Below are 18,912 nucleotides of genomic sequence, written 5' to 3'. Positions count from 1 at the left end.
GACATCGTCTTCGACGACGACCCCACCTCCCTCCACCTCACCCAGTACACACAGCCCGCCCTCTTCGCCCTCGAAACCGCCCTCCACCGGCTCCTGGAGACCTGGGGCGTCACGCCGGACCAGGTGGCGGGTCACTCCATCGGCGAGCTGACGGCCGCGCACGTGGCGGGAGTGCTGTCGCTGGAGGACGCGGCGCTGCTGGTGGCCGCCCGCGGCCGCCTCATGGGCGGCCTGCCCACCGGTGGCGCCATGGCCGCCCTCGAAGCCACCGAGGCCGAAACCCTGCCGCTGCTCGGCGCACGGGTCTCCCTCGCGGCCGTCAACGGACCCGACGCCATCGTCATCTCCGGCGACGAAGACGCCGTCGAACGGATCCGGACCCACTTCGACGCACTGGGCCGCCGCACCCGGCGGCTCACCGTCAGCCACGCCTTCCACTCCCCCCACATGAACCCCATCCTCGACGAGTTCCGCGCCATCGCCGCCGGGCTCACCTTCCACACCCCCCGCATTCCCGTCGTGTCCAACGTGACCGGCGGCTTCGCGACCGCCGAGGAGCTCGCCTCGCCGGACTACTGGACCCGGCACATCCGTGAGGCCGTCCGCTTCCACGACGGTGTGCGCGCCCTCGACGCCGCCGGGACGAGCGTCTACCTCGAACTGGGCCCGGACGCGGTGCTCACCGGCATGGCCCGCCAGACGCTCCAAGGGCCCGGCGAGGACCGCGCGGCCCTGCTCGCCGGGCTGCGCCGGGGGCGCCCCGAGGCCACCACCCTGCTCGCCGCCGTCGCCGCGGCCCACGCGCACGGCGCCGGTGTGGACTGGGCGGGCCTGTTCGCGGCGCGCGGCGGGCGGCCCGTGCCCCTGCCCACGTACGCGTTCCAGCGGGAGCGCCACTGGCTCGACGCTCCTGCCGCGGAGGCGCCGGCCCCCCCGGAATCGGCCTCGGCGGGATCCGCCGGGCGCGCGGCGCAGGCCGCGGCCGGCACCGCGGCCCGGGCTCCGTCCGTCGCACACGCGGACCTGGCCGAGCTGGTGCGCACCCACATCGCCTTCGTGCTCGGCCACGTCACGGCCGGGGCGGTGGACACCGCCCGCAGCTTCAAGGACCTCGGCTTCGACTCGCTCTCCGGAGTGGAACTGCGCGACCGGCTCCAGGCGGCGACGGGGCACGCGCTGCCCGCCGCGCTGGTCTACCACCACCCCACGCCGGACGCCGTGGTCCGCCTGCTCGAAGAGCGGTACGCCGGCACCCGGCCCTCCGGCGAGGGCGAGGGCGAGGGCCCGTCCGCCGCCGGCCGGCCCCCGGCGGACGCGGCCGACCCCGTCGTGATCGTGGGCATGGCGTGCCGTTACCCGGGGGGCGTCCGCTCCCCGCAGGACTTGTGGCGGCTCGTCGCCTCCGGCACCGATGCCATCGGCCCGTTCCCCGCCGACCGCGGCTGGGACCTGGCCGGCCTGTACGACCCCGACCCCGACCACCCGGGGACCACGTACGCCCGCGAGGGCGGCTTCCTGACGGGCGCCGCTGACTTCGACGCCGAGTTCTTCGGGATCAGCCCGCGCGAGGCCGCCGCGATGGACCCGCAGCAGCGGCTGCTGCTGGAGACCGCGTGGGAGGCTTTCGAGCAGGCGGGGATCGCCGTGGACGGGCTGCGCGGTTCCCGGGCCGGGGTGTTCGTCGGCGCGAGCGCCGCGGACTACGGGCCGCGTCTGCACGAGGCGGCCGACGGCTACGACGGCTACCTCCTCACCGGCAGCGCCGCGAGCGTCGCCTCGGGGCGCCTCGCCTACACCTTCGGGCTGGAGGGCCCGGCGGTGACCGTCGACACCGCGTGCTCCTCCTCGCTCGTCGCCCTGCACCTCGCGGTGCAGGCGCTGCGCCAGGGCGAGTGCGACCTCGCGCTCGCCGGCGGCGTGACGGTCATGCCCACGCCGGGCATGTTCCTGGAGTTCAGCCGGCAGCGCGGGCTGGCTCCCGACGGCCGGTGCAAGCCGTTCGCCGCGGCGGCGGACGGTACCGCCTGGGCCGAGGGCGTCGGGCTGCTGCTGGTGGAGCGGCTCTCGGACGCCGAGCGCAACGGGCACCGGGTCCTGGCCGTCGTCCGCGGCTCGGCGATCAACCAGGACGGTGCCAGCAACGGCCTGACCGCGCCCAACGGCCCTTCCCAGGAACGGGTGATCCGCCAGGCCCTCGCCTCGGCCGGGCTCTGGGGCCGGGACGTCGACGCGATGGAGGCACACGGCACGGGCACCCGGCTGGGCGACCCCGTCGAGGCGGACGCGCTGCTGGCCACGTACGGGCAGGACCGGCCCGAAGGGCGTCCGCTGTACCTGGGGTCGCTGAAGTCGAACATCGGGCACGCCCAGGCGGCGGCCGGGGTCGGCGGGATCATCAAGATGGTCGAGGCGATGCGGCACGGCGTGCTGCCCCGCACCCTCCACGTGGACGAGCCCTCCGCGCACGTCGACTGGTCCGCGGGCTCCGTGGAACTCCTGACCGAGGCCCGGGACTGGGCCGCCCACGAGCGCCCGAGACGGGCCGCCGTGTCCTCGTTCGGCATCAGCGGCACCAACGCCCACGTGATCCTGGAGCAGGCTCCGGAGCCCGTTCCCGAGGCCCGCCACGGCGGCCGGGCGGGCGCCGTGCCGGTGCTCCTGCCGCTGTCGGCGCGCACCGCGGACGTCCTTCCGGCGCAGGCCGGGCGGCTGCGCGCGTACCTCGCCGACCGTGAGGACGCGGACCTCGCCGAGGTGGCCGGGGTTCTGGCCCGGGGGCGTTCCGTCCTGGAACACCGCGCGGTCGTACTCGCCGAGGACCGCGAGGGCGCCCTCGCCGCGCTGGCCGCGCTGGCGGCGGGCCGGGACCATCCGGCGGTGGTGCGCGGCGCCGCGTCCGGCAGGGCCCGTACGGCCTTCCTGTTCACGGGGCAGGGCAGCCAGCGGGCCGGCATGGGCCGCGAACTCCACGCCGCCCACCCCGCGTTCGCGGACGCCTTCGACACCGTCGCCGCCGCGCTCGACCCCCACCTCGACCGGCCGCTGAAGGACATCGTCTTCGACGACGACCCCACCTCCCTCCACCTCACCCAGTACACACAGCCCGCCCTCTTCGCCCTCGAAACCGCCCTCCACCGGCTCCTCGAAACCTTCGGCATCACCCCGGACCATCTGATCGGCCACTCCATCGGCGAACTCACCGCCGCACATGTGGCAGGCGTCCTGTCGCTGGAGGACGCCGCCCTCCTCGTCGCCGCCCGCGGCCGCCTCATGGGCGCCCTGCCCACCGGTGGCGCCATGGCCGCCCTCGAAGCCACCGAGACCGACGTCCTGCCCCTGCTCGGCGCACGGGTCTCCCTCGCGGCCGTCAACGGACCCGACGCCATCGTCATCTCCGGCGACGAAGACGCCGTCGAACGGATCCGGACCCACTTCGACGCACAGGGCCGCCGCACCCGGCGCCTCACCGTCAGCCACGCCTTCCACTCCCCCCACATGGACCCCATCCTCGACGAGTTCCGCGCCATCGCCGCCGGGCTCACCTTCCACACCCCCCACACCCCGATCATCTCCACCCTCACCGGCGCCCTCGCCACCACCGAAGAACTCACCTCCCCCGACTACTGGACCCGGCACCTCCGAGAACCCGTCCGCTACCACCAAGCCCTCCAAACCCTCCGCGCGGGACAGGAGGGGCGCGAAGACGTCCTGGTCGAGCTGGGCCCCGACGCCGCCCTGAGCGCGGCCACCCCCGGCGCCCTCCCGGTCCTGCGCCGGGCCCGCCCCGAGGCGCTCACCCTGCTCGGCGCACTCGCCGCCGCCCACGCGCGCGGCGCGGTCCTGGACTGGTCGGCGCTCCACCCGGTCCTGCCCGGCCGCCCGCTGCTGCCCGCCGGTCTGGACGACCTGCCCACCTACCCCTTCCGGCCGCGGCGGCACTGGCTCGCGGCGACCGCCGCGGTCGGGTCCGTGCCGGGGGCCGGCCACGCCTTCCTGGACTCCCGCACCGAACTCGCCGCGGACGGCGGCCTGGTCCTGTCGGGCCGGCTGTCGGCGGGCGCCCACCCGTGGCTGGCGGACCACCGGATCGCGGGCCGCGTGCTCGTGCCCGGCACCGCGTTCCTCGACCTCGCGCTGGCCGCCGGCGAGCAGGCCGGCACACCGCGCGTCGAGGAACTGACGCTCCAGGCCCCGCTGGTCCTGACCGGCGAAGCAACGGTGCAGGTCCAGCTGTCCGTCGGCGCGGCCGACGACGGCGGGGCGCGCACGCTGTCCGTGCACGCCCGCCCCTCCGACGGGAGCGGTAGCGGCGGCGAGTGGACCCGGCACGCGGCGGGCCTGCTGACGCCGGCCCGCACCGGGCCCGCAGCCGGGCGGGCGGAGGACTGGCCGCCGCCCGGCGCCGAGCCGGTGGACGCGGACGCCCTGTACGACGGGCTCGACGCTCTCGGGTACGCGTACGGGCCCGCCTTCCGCGGCGTACGCGCCGCGTGGCGCAGCGGCGGGGGGCTCTACGCCGAGCTGGAACTGCCGGGGCTCGACCCGGACGGCTTCGCCGTCCATCCCGCTCTGCTGGACGCCGCGCTGCACCTGCCGGTGGCCCGCGCGGCCGAGGAAGGCGGGGGCCGGCTGTCACTGCCGTTCTCCTGGTCCGGTGTGGAACTGCACGCGACCGGCGCGACCGTACTGCGGGTGCGCTGGGATGACGGCCGGCTGTCGGCCTCCGACGCGCAGGGGCGGCCGGTCCTCACCGCGGACGCGCTGGCCCTGCTGCCCGTGGACACCGAGCGGCTGGGGGCGGCGGCCGGAGAACGGCCGCGTGACCTGCACCGGGTCCGCTGGGAGCCGGTCGGTCCGTTCGCGGACTCCGCCGGACCGGCGGCGCCCGTGGTGCTCGTCGACGCGGTGGCCGAGGTGGGAGCGGCCGTCCCGCCCGTCGTCGCCGTACGGGTGCCCGGGGGCCGGGAGGCCGCCGGACACGCGCTGGCGCAGGTGCGGGCCTGGCTGGCGGAGGACCGGTTCCGCGCGTCCCGGCTGCTGTTCCTCACTCGCGGCGCGGTCGCCGCGGCCGCCGGGGACGCGGTGGCCGACCCGTGGGCGGCCGCCGTGTGGGGGCTGGTGCGCTCGGCGCAGTCGGAGCACCCGGAGCGGTTCGCCGTGGCCGACACCGACCTCGCGGCGGAGCCGGGTGGCGGGCTCGCCGCCCTCGCGGCCGCCGCACTGACGGAGCCCCAGGTGGCCGTGCGGGCGGGCATCACCCACGCACCCCGTCTGGTACGCGAGGAGGGCGCCGGGGAACCGTCCGCGCCGGGCGCGCTCGCGGACCGCACGGTGCTGGTCACCGGCGGGACGGGCTCGCTGGGGCGGCTGCTCGTACGGCACCTCGTCGAGCGGCACGGCGTACGGCACCTGCTGCTGCTCAGCCGGTCGGGGGCCGCGGCCCCCGGGGCGGCGGACTTCGCGGCCGAGCTGGCCTCGGCGGGTGCGAGCGCCGAGTTCGCGGCCGTGGACGCCGCCGATCGCGGTGCGCTGGCCCGCGTCCTGGCGGAGGTACCCGGGGACCGTCCGCTGGGCGCGGTGTTCCACCTGGCGGGCACCCTCGACGACGGCACCGTCGAAAGCCTGACCGGCGACCGGCTGGACGCCGTACTGCGGCCGAAGGCCGATGCGGCGCTCCACCTGCACGAGCTGACCCGGGACCTGGACCTGGCGGCCTTCGTGCTGTTCTCCTCGGTCAGCGCCCTCGCCGGTACGGCCGGGCAGGCCAACTACGCGGCCGCCAACGCGGTCCTGGACGCCCTCGCGGACCACCGGCGGGCCCTGGGCCTGGCCGGCGTCTCGCTCGCCTGGGGCCTGTGGGACACCGAGGACGGGATGGCGGGCGGCCTGGGGGCGGCGGAGCGGGTGCGCTGGTCGCGGTCCGGTTTCACCCCGCTGACCGGCTCCGAGGGACTCGCGCTGCTCGACGGGGTGCCGTGGGGCGCGGCGGGCGCGCTGGTTCCGGTACGGCTGGACACCGCGGCGCTGCGCGAGCGGGCGGCGGGCGGACCGCTGCCGGCGCCGCTGCGCCACCTGGTGCGCACCCCGCTGCGGCGGGCGTCCGCCCGGACGGCCGGGGGCGGGGGTACGGCCGACGGGTCCTGGGCCGCGTCGACCGGCGCGCTGCCCCGGCCGGAGCGGACGCGGGCCGTGGCCGAACTCGTACGGACCACGGTGGCGACCGTACTGGGGCACACCGACTCCGCGTCCCTGGACACCGCCCGGGCCTTCCGGGACCTCGGCTTCGACTCGCTGACCGGAGTGGAACTGCGCAACCGGCTCGGCGTACTGACGGGCCTGCGGATTCCCGCGACGGCCGTGTTCGACCACCCGTCGCCCGAGGCGCTGACCGGGTACCTGACCGGTCTCCTGCCGGGCGGCGCCGACGCGCGGCCCGGGCGGGACACCGCGCCCGCGCCCGCCCCCGTCGCCTCGGTCACCGACGATCCGGTGGTGATCGTGGGCATGGCCTGCCGCTTCCCGGGCGGGGTCGGCTCCCCGGAGGACCTGTGGGAGCTCGTCGCCTCCGGTACGGACGCCGTCGGCCCCTTCCCCGCCGACCGGGGCTGGGACCTGGCCGGGCTGTACGACCCGGACCCCGACCACCTGGGCACCTCGTACGCCCGGGAGGGCGGATTCCTGTACGGGGCGGCCGAGTTCGACGCCGAGTTCTTCGGGATCAGCCCGCGCGAGGCGGTGGCCATGGACCCGCAGCAACGGCTGCTGCTGGAGACCGCGTGGGAGACCTTCGAGCGGGCGGGCATCGACGCGGGCTCGGTCCGCGGCAGCCGGACCGGCGTGTTCGCCGGGGTGATGTACAACGACTACAGCTCCCGGCTGGCCCGGACCCCCCAGGAGCTGGAGGGCTACGTCCTCACCGGCAACACGGCGAGCGTGGTCTCCGGACGCCTCGCCTACACCTTCGGGCTGGAGGGCCCGGCGGTGACGGTGGACACCGCCTGCTCCTCCTCCCTGGTCGCCCTGCACCTCGCGGCGCAGGCGCTGCGCCAGGGTGAGTGCGACCTCGCGCTCGCCGGCGGGGTCACCGTCATGGCGCGCCCCGACACGTTCGTGGAGTTCAGCCGGCAGCGGGGCCTGTCGGCCGACGGCCGCTGCAAGTCCTTCGCGGCCGCGGCGGACGGCACCGGCTGGTCGGAGGGCGTGGGTCTGCTGCTCGTCGAGCGGCTGTCGGACGCCCGCCGCAACGGGCACCAGGTGCTGGCGGTCGTCCGGGGCTCCGCCGTCAACCAGGACGGCGCGAGCAACGGCCTGACCGCGCCCAACGGCCCCTCCCAGGAACGGGTGATCCGCCAGGCCCTCGCCTCGGCCGGGCTCTCCGGCCGGGACGTGGACGCGGTGGAGGCGCACGGTACCGGCACCCGGCTCGGGGACCCGATCGAGGCGCAGGCGCTGCTGGCGACATACGGGCAGGACCGGCCGGACGACCGGCCGTTGCGCCTGGGCTCGCTGAAGTCGAACATCGGTCACACCCAAGCGGCGGCCGGGGTCGGCGGGATCATCAAGATGGTCGAGGCGATGCGGCACGGCGTGCTGCCCCGCACCCTCCACGTGGACGAACCGTCCCCCCACGTCGACTGGTCGGCCGGGGGCGTGGAACTGCTCACCGAGCAGGTCCCGTGGCCGGAGCGAGAGAGTCCGCGCCGCGCGGCCGTCTCCTCGTTCGGCATCAGCGGCACCAACGCCCACGTCATCCTGGAGGACGCCGCCGGGGTCGCGGCGGAGACGGAGGAGGACACCGGCGGGCCGGTGCCGTTCCCGCTGTCGGCCGCTTCCCCGGAGGCGCTGCGGGCCCAGGCCGCTCGGGTGTCGGCCCATCTCGTCTCCCGTCCGGAGGCCTGGCGGACCGCTGCCCGGGCGCTGGCCACGGGCCGGTCCGGGCTCGCCCACCGTGCGGTACTGGTGGCCGAGGACCCGGCGGCGGGGCTGGCCGCGCTGGCGGCGCTCGCGGCCGACGGGGACCACCCGGGGCTGGTGCGCGGCAGCGTGTCGGGCCGGCCGGGCACCGCCTTCCTGTTCACGGGGCAGGGCAGCCAGCGGGCCGGCATGGGCCGCGAACTCTACGGAACCTACCCGGAGTTCACCGCAGCCTTCGACGCCGCTCTCGACGCGCTCGACCCGCACCTGGACCGCCCGCTGAAGGACATCGTCCTCGGCGACGACGACACCCTCCTGAACCTCACCCGGTACACGCAGCCCGCGATCTTCGCACTCGAAACCGCGCTCTTCCGACTCCTCGAAGCCTTCGGCGTGACTCCGGACCACCTGATCGGGCACTCCATCGGCGAGTTCACCGCCGCGCACGTGGCCGGGGTGCTGTCGCTGGAGGACGCGTCCCTGCTGGTCGCCGCCCGCGGCCGCCTCATGGGCGCCCTGCCCCCCGGCGGCGCCATGGCCGCCGTCGGGGCGGGCGAGGAAGAGGTCCGGGCTCTCCTGTCCCCCGCCGTGGACCTGGCCGCCGTCAACGGACCGGACGCCGTGGTGCTCTCCGGCGACGAGGGCGAGGTCGAGCGGATACGGACGCACTTCGCCGCGCTGGGCCGGCGCACCCGGCGGCTCACCGTCAGCCACGCCTTCCACTCCCCCCACATGGACCCCGTCCTCGACGCGTTCCGCGCCATCGCCGCCGGACTCACCTTCCACACCCCCCGCATCCCCGTCGTCTCCACGCTCACCGGTACGTTCGCCACAGCCGAGGAGCTGGGCTCCCCCGACTACTGGACCCGCCACCTCCGCGGCACCGTCCGCTACCACCAGGCGCTGGAAACCCTGCGCGACCAGGGTCCCGTCCTCCCCGTCGAGGTGGGTCCCGACGCAGCCCTCACCCCCCTCACCCCGGGCGCCGTCCCGGTCCTGCGCCGCGACCGCGGCGAGCGCACCACCTTCCTGACCGCGCTCGCCACCGCCCACGCGCAGGGCGTGGCCGTCGACTGGACCCCCGCGCTCGGTGGGGCCCCGGCGGGCGGCGCCCGTGATCTGCCCACCTATCCGTTCCAGCGGGAGCGGTACTGGATGGAGGCGGAGGCCACCGGTCCGGCCGGCGGGGACCTGCTCGGGCCCGCGGTGGAACTCGCCGACGGGAGCGGACTGTTGTTCTCCGGCGTGCTCGATCCGGACGCGCTGCCCTGGCTCGCGGACCACGCGGTCGGCGGCGGCGCCCTCGTACCGGGCAGCGTCTTCGCCGAACTGGCGCTCCGGGCGGCCGAACGCGCCGGGACCCCGGTGGTGGACGACCTGACCCTGGAGGCCCCCCTCCTCCTCCCCGCCACCGGCGCCACGGCCCTGCAACTGACCGTCGACGCACCCGGCCCCGGCGGCCACCGTCCGTTCGCCGTCCACGCCCGGGCCCACGAGGACGCCGCGTGGGTCCGGCACGCCTCCGGGACCCTGGCCCCCGGGGAGCGGTCCCGCACGGAGGTCCCCGAAGCGGCCTGGCCGCCGCCCGGGGCCGTCGCCCTCGACGTGGACCGGGTGTACGGGCGCCTGACGGAGCTCGGCTACGGCTACGGGCCGGCCTTCCGCAACCTCACGGCCGCCTGGCGGGACGGCGACACCCTGCTGGCCGAGGTGCGCCTTCCCGCCGGACTCCTCGCGTCCGCGGACGCGTTCGCCGTGCACCCCGCGCTCCTCGACGCGGCGCTGCACCTCCTGCCCGTACGGGACGAGGACTCCGCCGAGGTGGTGCTGCCGTTCTCCTGGACGGGCCTGCGCCTGCACGCGACCGGCGCCACCGCGCTCCGGGTGCGGCTGGCCCCGGCCGGGCCCGGCGCGGTGTCCGTGACCTGCGCGGACCCGGCGGGCGACCCGGTCGCCTCCGTCGAGGCCCTGGTCCTGCGGCCGCTGCCCGAGGGCGCGCTCTCCGCCGCGTCGGCCGCCGGCCCGCTGCCGCTGTACGCGGTGACCTGGACCGGTGTGGACCCGGCGCGCGTCCCGGACACGGATGCGGCTTCCGCGACCAAGGCCGAGACCGCGACCGCGACCGCGACCGCGACCGACACGGTGTACATCGGCGGGCATACGGGCCCGCGGGCCGCCGCCGCGCACGCCCTGGCCCTCGTACAGGACTGGCTGGCGCGCGAGCGGCCCGCCGGTGCCCGGCTCGCCCTGGTCACCGAGGGGGCCCTGGCGGCCGGGGCGGGCGATCTCCTGCCCGGTCTGCCCGCGGCGGCCGTGTGGGGGCTGGTGCGGACGGCGCAGGCCGAGCACCCGGGCCGGTTCGTCCTGGCCGACACGGACGGGAGCGCGGCCTCCGCCGCCGCGCTCGGCCGGGCCCTCGGCTCGGGGGAACCCCAACTGGCGCTGCGAGAGGGGCGGATACTCGTACCCCGGCTGGCCGCGGTACCCGAGGCCCAGGACGCGCCGCGCGCGCTGCGGACCGGCGGCACGGTCCTGGTCACCGGAGGTACGGGCGCCCTGGGCGCGATCGTCGCCGAGCACCTCGTGACCGAGCACGGCATCACCCACCTGCACCTGACCGGCCGCCGGGGCCCGGACGCCCCCGGAGCGCGGGCGCTCGCGGAGCGGCTCGAAGGTCTGGGCGCCCGGGTCACGCTGAGCGCCGTCGACAGCGCCGACCCCGACGCCCTCGCCGGGCTCCTCGCCGCCGTCCCGGAGGACCACCCCCTCACCGCCGTCGTCCACGCCGCCGGCGTCCTCGACGACGGGATCCTGGAGGACCTCACCGAGGAGCGGCTCGACGCGGTGCTCCGCCCGAAGGCGGACACCGCGTGGCTGCTGCACGAGCTGACCCGGGACCTCAATCTGGACGCCTTCGTCCTCTTCTCCTCCGTCACCGGCGTGACGGGTACGGCCGGGCAGGCCAACTACGCCGCCGCCAACGCCTACCTGGACGCCCTCGCCCAGCACCGGCGGTCCCTCGGGCTCCCCGCCACCTCGCTCGCCTGGGGCCTGTGGGACACCGGGACGGGCATGGGCGGCCGGCTCGGCACGGCGGATCTCGCCCGCCTCGCCCGGACCGGCATCGCCCCGCTCACCGCCGGGGAGGGGCTCCGGCTCTTCGACGCCGCCCTCGGGACGCCGTCGGCTCCGGACCGGGCGGTCCTGGTCGCCACCCGCTTCGCGCTCGCGGCCCTGGAAGCACCCGACGCCCCGGTCCCGGCCCCGCTGCGCTCGCTGGTGCGGACCGTCCGGCGGCGCGCGTCCACCGGCTCCGCGGCGGCGCCCGCGCGGGAGGACCTCGCCGCACGGCTGGCCGTACTCCCCCGGGCGGACGCGGAGCGGGACCTGCTGGACCTCGTACGGGCGGCCGCCGCGTCCGTGCTCGGCCGCTCCGGCGGCGATTCCGTCGCGGCCGGGCGGGCCTTCACCGACCTGGGGTTCGACTCCCTGGCCTCGGTCGACCTGCGCAACCGGCTCGGGACGGCGACCGGGCTGCGGCTGCCCACCACGCTGGTCTTCGACCACCCCACGCCGGCCGCGCTGGCCGGAGCCCTGGCCGGCGAACTGCTCGGCGAACCGCTGGGCGAACCGCTCGGCGCCGGGGAGCACGACGTGGCGTCCCCGGCCGCCCCCGACACGGCCCGGGGGGCGCGCGGGGACGACGATCCGATCGCGATCGTCGCCATGGCCTGCCGCTTCCCGGGCGGGGTCACCTCGCCGGAGGAACTGTGGCAGCTCGTCGCGGAGGGTACGGACGCCGTGTCCGGCTTCCCCGCCGACCGGGGCTGGGACCTGGCCGGGCTCTACGACCCGGACGGCTCGCGCCCCGGCAGCTCGTACGCCCGCGACGGCGGATTCCTGCACGGGGCGGCCGATTTCGACCCCGAGTTCTTCGGCATGAGCCCGCGCGAGGCGCTGACCACCGACCCCCAGCAGCGGCTGCTGCTGGAGACCGCGTGGGAGACCTTCGAGCGGGCCGGCATCGACCCCGCCGGGCTGCGCGGCAGCCGGACGGGCGTGTTCGCGGGAGTGATGTACAACGACTACGGGGCCCGGCTGCACCAGGCCGAACAGGCCCCGGAGGGCTTCGAGGGCTACCTCGTGAGCGGCAGCGCGGGCAGCGTGGCCTCGGGCCGCGTGTCCTACACCTTCGGGCTGGAGGGCCCGGCCGTGACGGTGGACACCGCCTGCTCCTCCTCCCTGGTCGCCCTGCACCTCGCGGCGCAGGCGCTGCGCCAGGGTGAGTGCGACCTGGCGCTGGCCGGCGGGGTCACCGTGATGGCCAGCCCGGCGACGTTCGTCGAGTTCAGCCGGCAGCGGGGGCTGGCGCCCGACGGGCGCTGCAAACCGTTCGCCGCCGCCGCCGACGGCACGGGCTGGGGTGAGGGTGCCGGGCTGCTGCTGGTCGAGCGGCTGTCCGACGCCCGCCGTCTCGGCCACCCGGTGCTCGCGCTGGTCAGCGGTACGGCCGTCAACCAGGACGGCGCCAGCAACGGTCTGACCGCCCCGAGCGGACCCTCCCAGCAGCGGGTGATCCGGCAGGCGCTGGCCGCCGCCGGGCTGGCCGCCCGGGACGTGGACGCGGTGGAGGCGCACGGTACGGGCACCCGGCTCGGGGACCCGATCGAGGCGCAGGCGCTGCTCGCCACGTACGGGCGGGACCGGCCGGGTGACCAGCCGTTGTACCTCGGCTCGGTGAAGTCCAACATCGGGCACACGCAGGCCGCGGCCGGCGTCGCCGGGGTCATCAAGTCGGTGATGTCCATGCGCCACGGCGTCCTGCCGAGGAGCCTGCACATCGACGCGCCGTCCCCGCACGTCGACTGGTCGGCGGGGGGCGTGGAGCTGCTCGGCGCGTCCGTCGCCTGGCCCGAGCGCGGGCGGCCCCGGCGCGCCGCCGTGTCCTCCTTCGGGATCAGCGGCACCAACGCCCACGTGGTCCTGGAGCACGTCGCCGACCCGGCGACGGACACCGCGCAGGACGCGCCGCGGGAACCGGTCCGGGACCGCGGACCGCTGCCGTGGCTGCTGTCGGCGCGCACCCCCGGGGCGCTGCGCGCCCAGGCCGAGCGGCTGTACGGGTACGTCGAGGCGCGCCCGGAGAGCGGACCGGCCGACCTGGCCGACGTGGCCGACCCCTCCGACGCGGCCGACGTATCCGACGTATCCGACGTGGCCCGGAGCCTGGCCACCGGCCGCGGGGGGCTCGAGCACCGGGCCGCGTTCGCCGCGGGCGCTCGCGCGGAGGTCCTGGCAGCGCTGCGGCAGCTCGCCGACGGCGCCGCGTCCGGTCCCTCGGTGCGCGAGGTGCCCGCGGATCCGCCGCGCACGGCGTTCCTGTTCACCGGCCAGGGCAGCCAGCGGGCCGGCATGGGCCGCGAACTGTACGAGCGGCACGAGGTGTTCGCCCGGGCCTTCGACACCGCCTGCGCCGCCCTCGATCCGCACCTGGGCCGGTCGCTGCGGGAGGTGGTGTTCGCCGCGGACGGCACCCTGCTGGACCGGACCGAGTTCACCCAGCCCGCCCTGTTCGCCCTGGGAACCGCCCTGTTCCGGCAGCTGGCGGCCTGGGGCGTCGCCCCCGGGCACGTGGCGGGCCACTCCGTCGGGGCGGTCACCGCCGCACACGTGGCGGGCGTGCTGACGCTCGACGACGCGGCGACCCTGATCACCGCCCGGGGCCGGCTGATGCAGGAACTGCCGCCGGGCGGCGCCATGGTGGCGCTGTCGGTGGACGAGGAGACGGCGACGGCCCTGCTCGCGGGCCACGAGGCGGCCGCCTCGATCGCGGCCGTCAACGGCCCCCGTGCCACGGTCGTCTCCGGTACCGAGGAGGCCGTGCGGGAGATCACCGAACGGGCGGCCGCCGCCGGCGCCAAGGCCCGGCGCCTGAAGGTCGGCCACGCCTTCCACTCACCGCTGATGGAGCCGGTGCTCGCCGCGTTCCGCACGGTGGTGGCGGGGCTCGACTTCCGGGCCCCGGCCCTCGGGGTGGTATCGGACCTCACCGGCGCCCTCGCCACCGCGGAGGAACTCGCCTCACCCGACTACTGGACCCGGCACGTCCGCGGGACGGTGCGCTTCGCCGACCTGCTGGCGACCCTGCGGAACGAGGGCGCGGACGTCTTCGTGGAACTGGGCCCGGACGCGGTGCTGTCCACGATGGCCGCCGACACGCTGCCCGGCGCCGTGCTCCTGCCCCTGCTGCGCCGCGACCGTAGGGAGGGCGCCGCGCTGTCCGAGGCCCTCGGCGGACTGTGGGCCTCGGGGGCCCCGGTGGACTGGACGGCGTACTTCGGCGGACGCGGCGCGGGCGCCCTGGACCTGCCGACCTATCCCTTCCAGCGCGAGCGGTACTGGCTGGACGTCCCGGCCGGGAACCGTACGGATGTCGACGGGGCCGGTCTCGGCGCGGCGGACCATCCGCTGCTCGGGGCGGCCGTGGAACTCGCGGACGGCTCCGGGGTCGTGCACACCGGCCGGTTCTCGCTGGGCACCCACCCCTGGCTCGCGGACCACGCGCTGCTCGGCGCGGCCGTCGTGCCGGGAGCGGCGCTGCTGGACCTGGCCCTGTACGCGGGCCGGGCGGCCGGCACGCCCGAGGTCGCAGAGCTCACGTTCAGCGCGCCGCTGCTGATCCCCGAGGACGGCGCCGTGCAGGTGCAGCTCGCGGTGGGCGCCGCCGACGCGGAGGGCCGCCGGCCGGTGGCCTTCAGCGCACGGCCGGCCGGTACCCGGGACCCCTGGACGGAGCATGCCTCGGGGGTGCTGGCGCCGCAATCGCCTCCGCCGACGGAACGCGACACAGAGGCGGAGACGGGCCCGGGCGCCGACTGGCCGCCGGCCGACGCGGCCGCGGTCGGGGTCGCGTCCGCCTACGAGGATCTGGCCCGGCTCGGCTACGCCTACGGGCCCGCGTTCCGCGGGCTCCGGGCCGCCTGGCGCCGCCCGGACGGGTCCTGGTTCGCGGAGGTCGGCCCGGCCTCGGGCGCGGACCGGGCGGACCGGACGGACCGGGCAGACCGCGGATTCCTGTTCCACCCGGCGCTGCTCGACGCGGCCCTGCACCCGCTGGCCCTCGGGGGGGCCGGTGGGGCCGGTGGCCTGCGGGTGCCCTTCTCCTGGTCCGGCGTGCGGTTGCACGGCGACGCGGGTGCGGGGACGGGCGTCCTGCGGGTCGCCCTCACCCCCGCGGGTCCGGACCGCACCCGGATCCTCGTCACGGACGGCTCCGGCCTGCCGGTGCTGTCCGTGGAAGGGCTCGCGGTCCGGGAGACCGATCCCGCCCGGCTCCTCGCGGGCCGTACGGCGGGCAGCACCCTGCACCAGGTGGCCTGGGTGCCACTGCCGGACGGACCGGCCGCTGCCGCGGACTGGACGCCGTACGCGGAGAAGTCCTCCGGCAGCCCGTACGTGGTGCTGGAGGCGGCTCCGGACGCGTCGCCGTACGGCACCCTGGAGACACTGCGGGACTGGCTGGACGGTGAACGGGCCGCCGGGGCGAAGCTCGTGATCCTGACGCGGGGCGCGAGCGCCGTGCGCACGGACGAGCCCGTCCCGGGTCTGGAACAGGCCCCGCTCTGGGGCCTGGTGCGGACGGCGCAGAGCGAACACCCGGACCGTTTCGTCCTCGTGGACACCGACGGAACCGACGCCTCCCGGACGGCGCTCGGCCGGGCGCTGGCCTCGGACGAGCCGCAACTCGCCCTGCGCGAGGGCCGGCCGTTCGTACCCCGGCTGGAGGTCCTGGCCCAGCCGGAGCCCCGAACGGATCTGCTCCGGACGGACGGAACGGTCCTGCTCACCGGCGCCACCGGCGCGCTGGGCGCGCTCATCGCCGAACACCTGGTCACCCGGCACGGCATCAGGCACCTGCACCTGACCAGCCGGCGCGGGCAGGACGCGCCCGGCGCGCCGGAGATGACCGAGCGGCTCACCGCGCTCGGGGCGCGGGTCACGCTGACGGCCTGTGACGTCGCCGATCCGGACGCGCTGGCGGGTCTGCTGGCCTCCGTACCCGGAACCCGTCCGCTGACCGCGGTCGTCCACGCGGCCGGCCTCACCCGGGACGGAACCCTCGGCTCCCTCACGGAGGCGGACCTCGCCGAGGTGCTGCGGCCCAAGGCGGACGCGGCCCGGCTGCTGCACGAGCTGACCCGCGAACGGGACCTCGACGCCTTCGTCCTGTTCTCCTCGGTGGCCGGCATCACCGGCAATCCCGGGCAGGCCAACTACGCCGCCGCCAACACCTATCTGGACGCGCTCGCCCAGCACCGGCGCTCCCTCGGCCTCCCGGCCGCCTCGCTCGCCTGGGGCCTGTGGGACACGGAGACGGGCATGGGCGGCCGGCTCGGCGCCGCCGACCTCGCCCGCATCACCCGAACGGGCATCGCCCCGCTGACCGCCGAGGAGGGGCTGCGGCTCTTCGACGCGGCGCTGGCCAGCGGCCGGCCGGTCGTCGTACCGGCCCGGGTGGACACGGCCGCGCTGCGCCGCGCCGGTGATCCGGCACGGGTGCCGGCTCTGCTGCGGGGCCTGGTCCCGCTGCCGGCCCCGGCGCCGTCCCGGGGCGTGGTCCGACCGACGCCCGCCCCGGCCGCGGCCACTCCGGGAGACGGGACGCCGCCGTGGGTGCGCAAGCTCGCCGAGGCGGCCGGGGCCGACCGGCCACGGCTCGCGCTGGACCTCGTACGGGCGACCGTGGCGGACGTACTGGGTCACCCGCCGAACCACCACGTGCCCGTCGACCGCGGGCTGCTCGACCTGGGCTTCGACTCGCTCACCGCGGTCGAGCTGCGCAACCGGCTCGGCGCCGAGACCGGACTGCGGCTGCCCACGACCCTGCTCTTCGACCGGCCCACGGCGAGCGCGCTCGCCGACCACCTGCTCGCGGAGCTGGCGCCCCGCCTCCCGGGCGGGGCCGCCGCGGCCCTGGAACGGATCGACGAGCTGGAGGCCGTGTTCACGGGCGGCGGTCTGAGCCGCGAGGCACGCGAACGCATCGCCGACCGTCTGACGGCGGTCCTGGCCGGGCTCCGGCCCGGGGGCACGGCCTCCGGGGACACGGCCTCCGAGGAAACGACCACCACCGCACTTCTCGACCAGGTCTCCGACGACGAGCTGTTCCAGCTCCTCGACGGCCGTCTCGGTTCCGAGTGACCAGCACCAAGAGGAGAGTTGACGTCGCATGACGAACGAGGACAAGCTCCGCGACTACCTCAAGCGGGCGACCGCCGACCTGCTGCAGACGCGGGAGCAGCTGAGCCGGGTGGAGGCCGAGCGGCACGAGCCCGTCGCCATCGTGGGCATGGCGTGCCGCTATCCGGGCGGGGTGCGCTCGCCGGAGGACCTGTGGCGCGTCGTCTCGTCGGGCACGGACGCCGTCTCGCCCTTCCCGGAGAACCGGGGCTGGGACACGGCCGCCCTGTACGACCCCGACCCGGATCGCACCGGCAAGACGTACGCCCGGGAAGGGGGCTTCCTGCACGACGCCGACCAGTTCGACCCGGCGTTCTTCGGGATCAGCCCCCGCGAGGCGGTCGCCATCGACCCGCAGCAGCGGCTGCTGCTGGAAACCGCGTGGGAGACGTTCGAGCGGGCCGGCATCGACGCCCGCACGCTGCGCGGCTCGCGCACGGGCGTGTTCGCCGGGGTGATGTACGGGGACTACGGCGGCCGGATCCGCAAGGCTCCGGACGGACTGGAGGGGTACATCGGCACCGGCAGCGCCGGGTCGATCGCCTCGGGACGGCTCTCGTACACCTTCGGTCTCGAGGGCCCGGCGGTCACGATCGACACGGCGTGCTCGTCCTCGCTGGTGGCCCTGCACCTGGCGGTTCAGGCGCTGCGCAACGGTGAGTGCGACCTCGCGCTCGCGGGCGGGGCGACGGTGATCGCGTCGCCGGGGCTGTTCGTGGAGTTCAGCCGGCAGCGCGGGCTGTCCGCCGACGGCCGCTGCAAGGCCTTCGCGGCGGCCGCGGACGGCACCGGCTGGGGCGAGGGGGTCGGTCTGCTCCTGGTGGAGCGGCTGTCGGATGCCCGGCGCAACGGCCACCAGGTGCTGGCCGTCGTACGGGGCACCGCCGTCAACCAGGACGGTACGAGCGGCCAGTTGTCCGCGCCGAACGGTCCCTCGCAGCAGCGGGTGATCCGCCAGGCGCTGGCCGACGCGGGCCTGACCACCGCGGACGTGGACGCGGTGGAGGCGCACGGTACCGGCACCCGGCTCGGGGACCCGATCGAGGCGCAGGCGCTGCTGGCGACGTACGGGCAGGACCGGCCGGACGACCGGCCGTTGCGCCTGGGCTCGCTGAAGTCGAACATCGGTCACACCCAGGCGGCGGCCGGGGTCGGCGGGATCATCAAGATGGTCGAGGCGATGCGGCACGGCGTGCTGCCCCGCACCCTCCACGTGGACGAACCGTCCCCCCACGTCGACTGGTCGGCCGGGGGCGTGGAACTGCTCACCGAGCAGGTCCCGTGGCCGGAGCGGGAGAGTCCGCGCCGCGCGGCCGTCTCCTCGTTCGGCATCAGCGGCACCAACGCCCACGTCATCCTGGAGCAGCCCGGTGCGCCGGCGCCGGCCGAACCGGCTCCCGCCGGGGAGCCCGGTACGGACGCGGCTCCGTGGCTGCTGTCCGGCCACAGCGAGGACGCGCTGAAGGACCAGGCCCGCGCCCTGCGCACCTACCTCGACACCCACCCGGACGCGGAACCCGACGCCGTGGCCCACGTCCTGGCCACCGGCCGCGCCCACCAGGACCACCGCGCCGTCATCGCCCCCACCGACGGACGCGAGCTGCTCGAGGCGCTCGACGCGCTGGCCCAGGACGCGCCGCACGCGGACCTGGTCAAGGGTGTCGTCTCCCCGCTGGGCAAGACGGTGTTCGTGTTCCCCGGCCAGGGCTCCCAATGGGACGGCATGGCCCGCGAACTCCTCACCACCTCACCCGTCTT

Annotated in this window: 2 protein-coding genes; both read left to right on the top strand. The window is 76.6% G+C overall.

Going from position 1 to position 18,912, the window contains the following annotated elements; all coding sequences use genetic code 11:
- Window positions 1-17,115, top strand: a 17,115-nt coding sequence (locus ABT106_RS24640; protein ID WP_502979468.1) for an SDR family NAD(P)-dependent oxidoreductase, incomplete at its 5' end; no start/stop codon positions are given.
- A 28-nt stretch (window positions 17,116-17,143) separates the two neighbouring features.
- On the top strand, window positions 17,144-18,912 hold a 1,769-nt coding region (locus ABT106_RS24635; RefSeq protein ID WP_351281145.1), incomplete at its 3' end, for a type I polyketide synthase.

Origin of the sequence: Streptomyces sp. NPDC002044 (assembly GCF_040296725.1) — a bacterium.
In the GTDB taxonomy this organism is placed as follows: domain Bacteria; phylum Actinomycetota; class Actinomycetes; order Streptomycetales; family Streptomycetaceae; genus Streptomyces; species Streptomyces antarcticus.
This window is presented reverse-complemented; position numbering and strand designations above follow the sequence as displayed.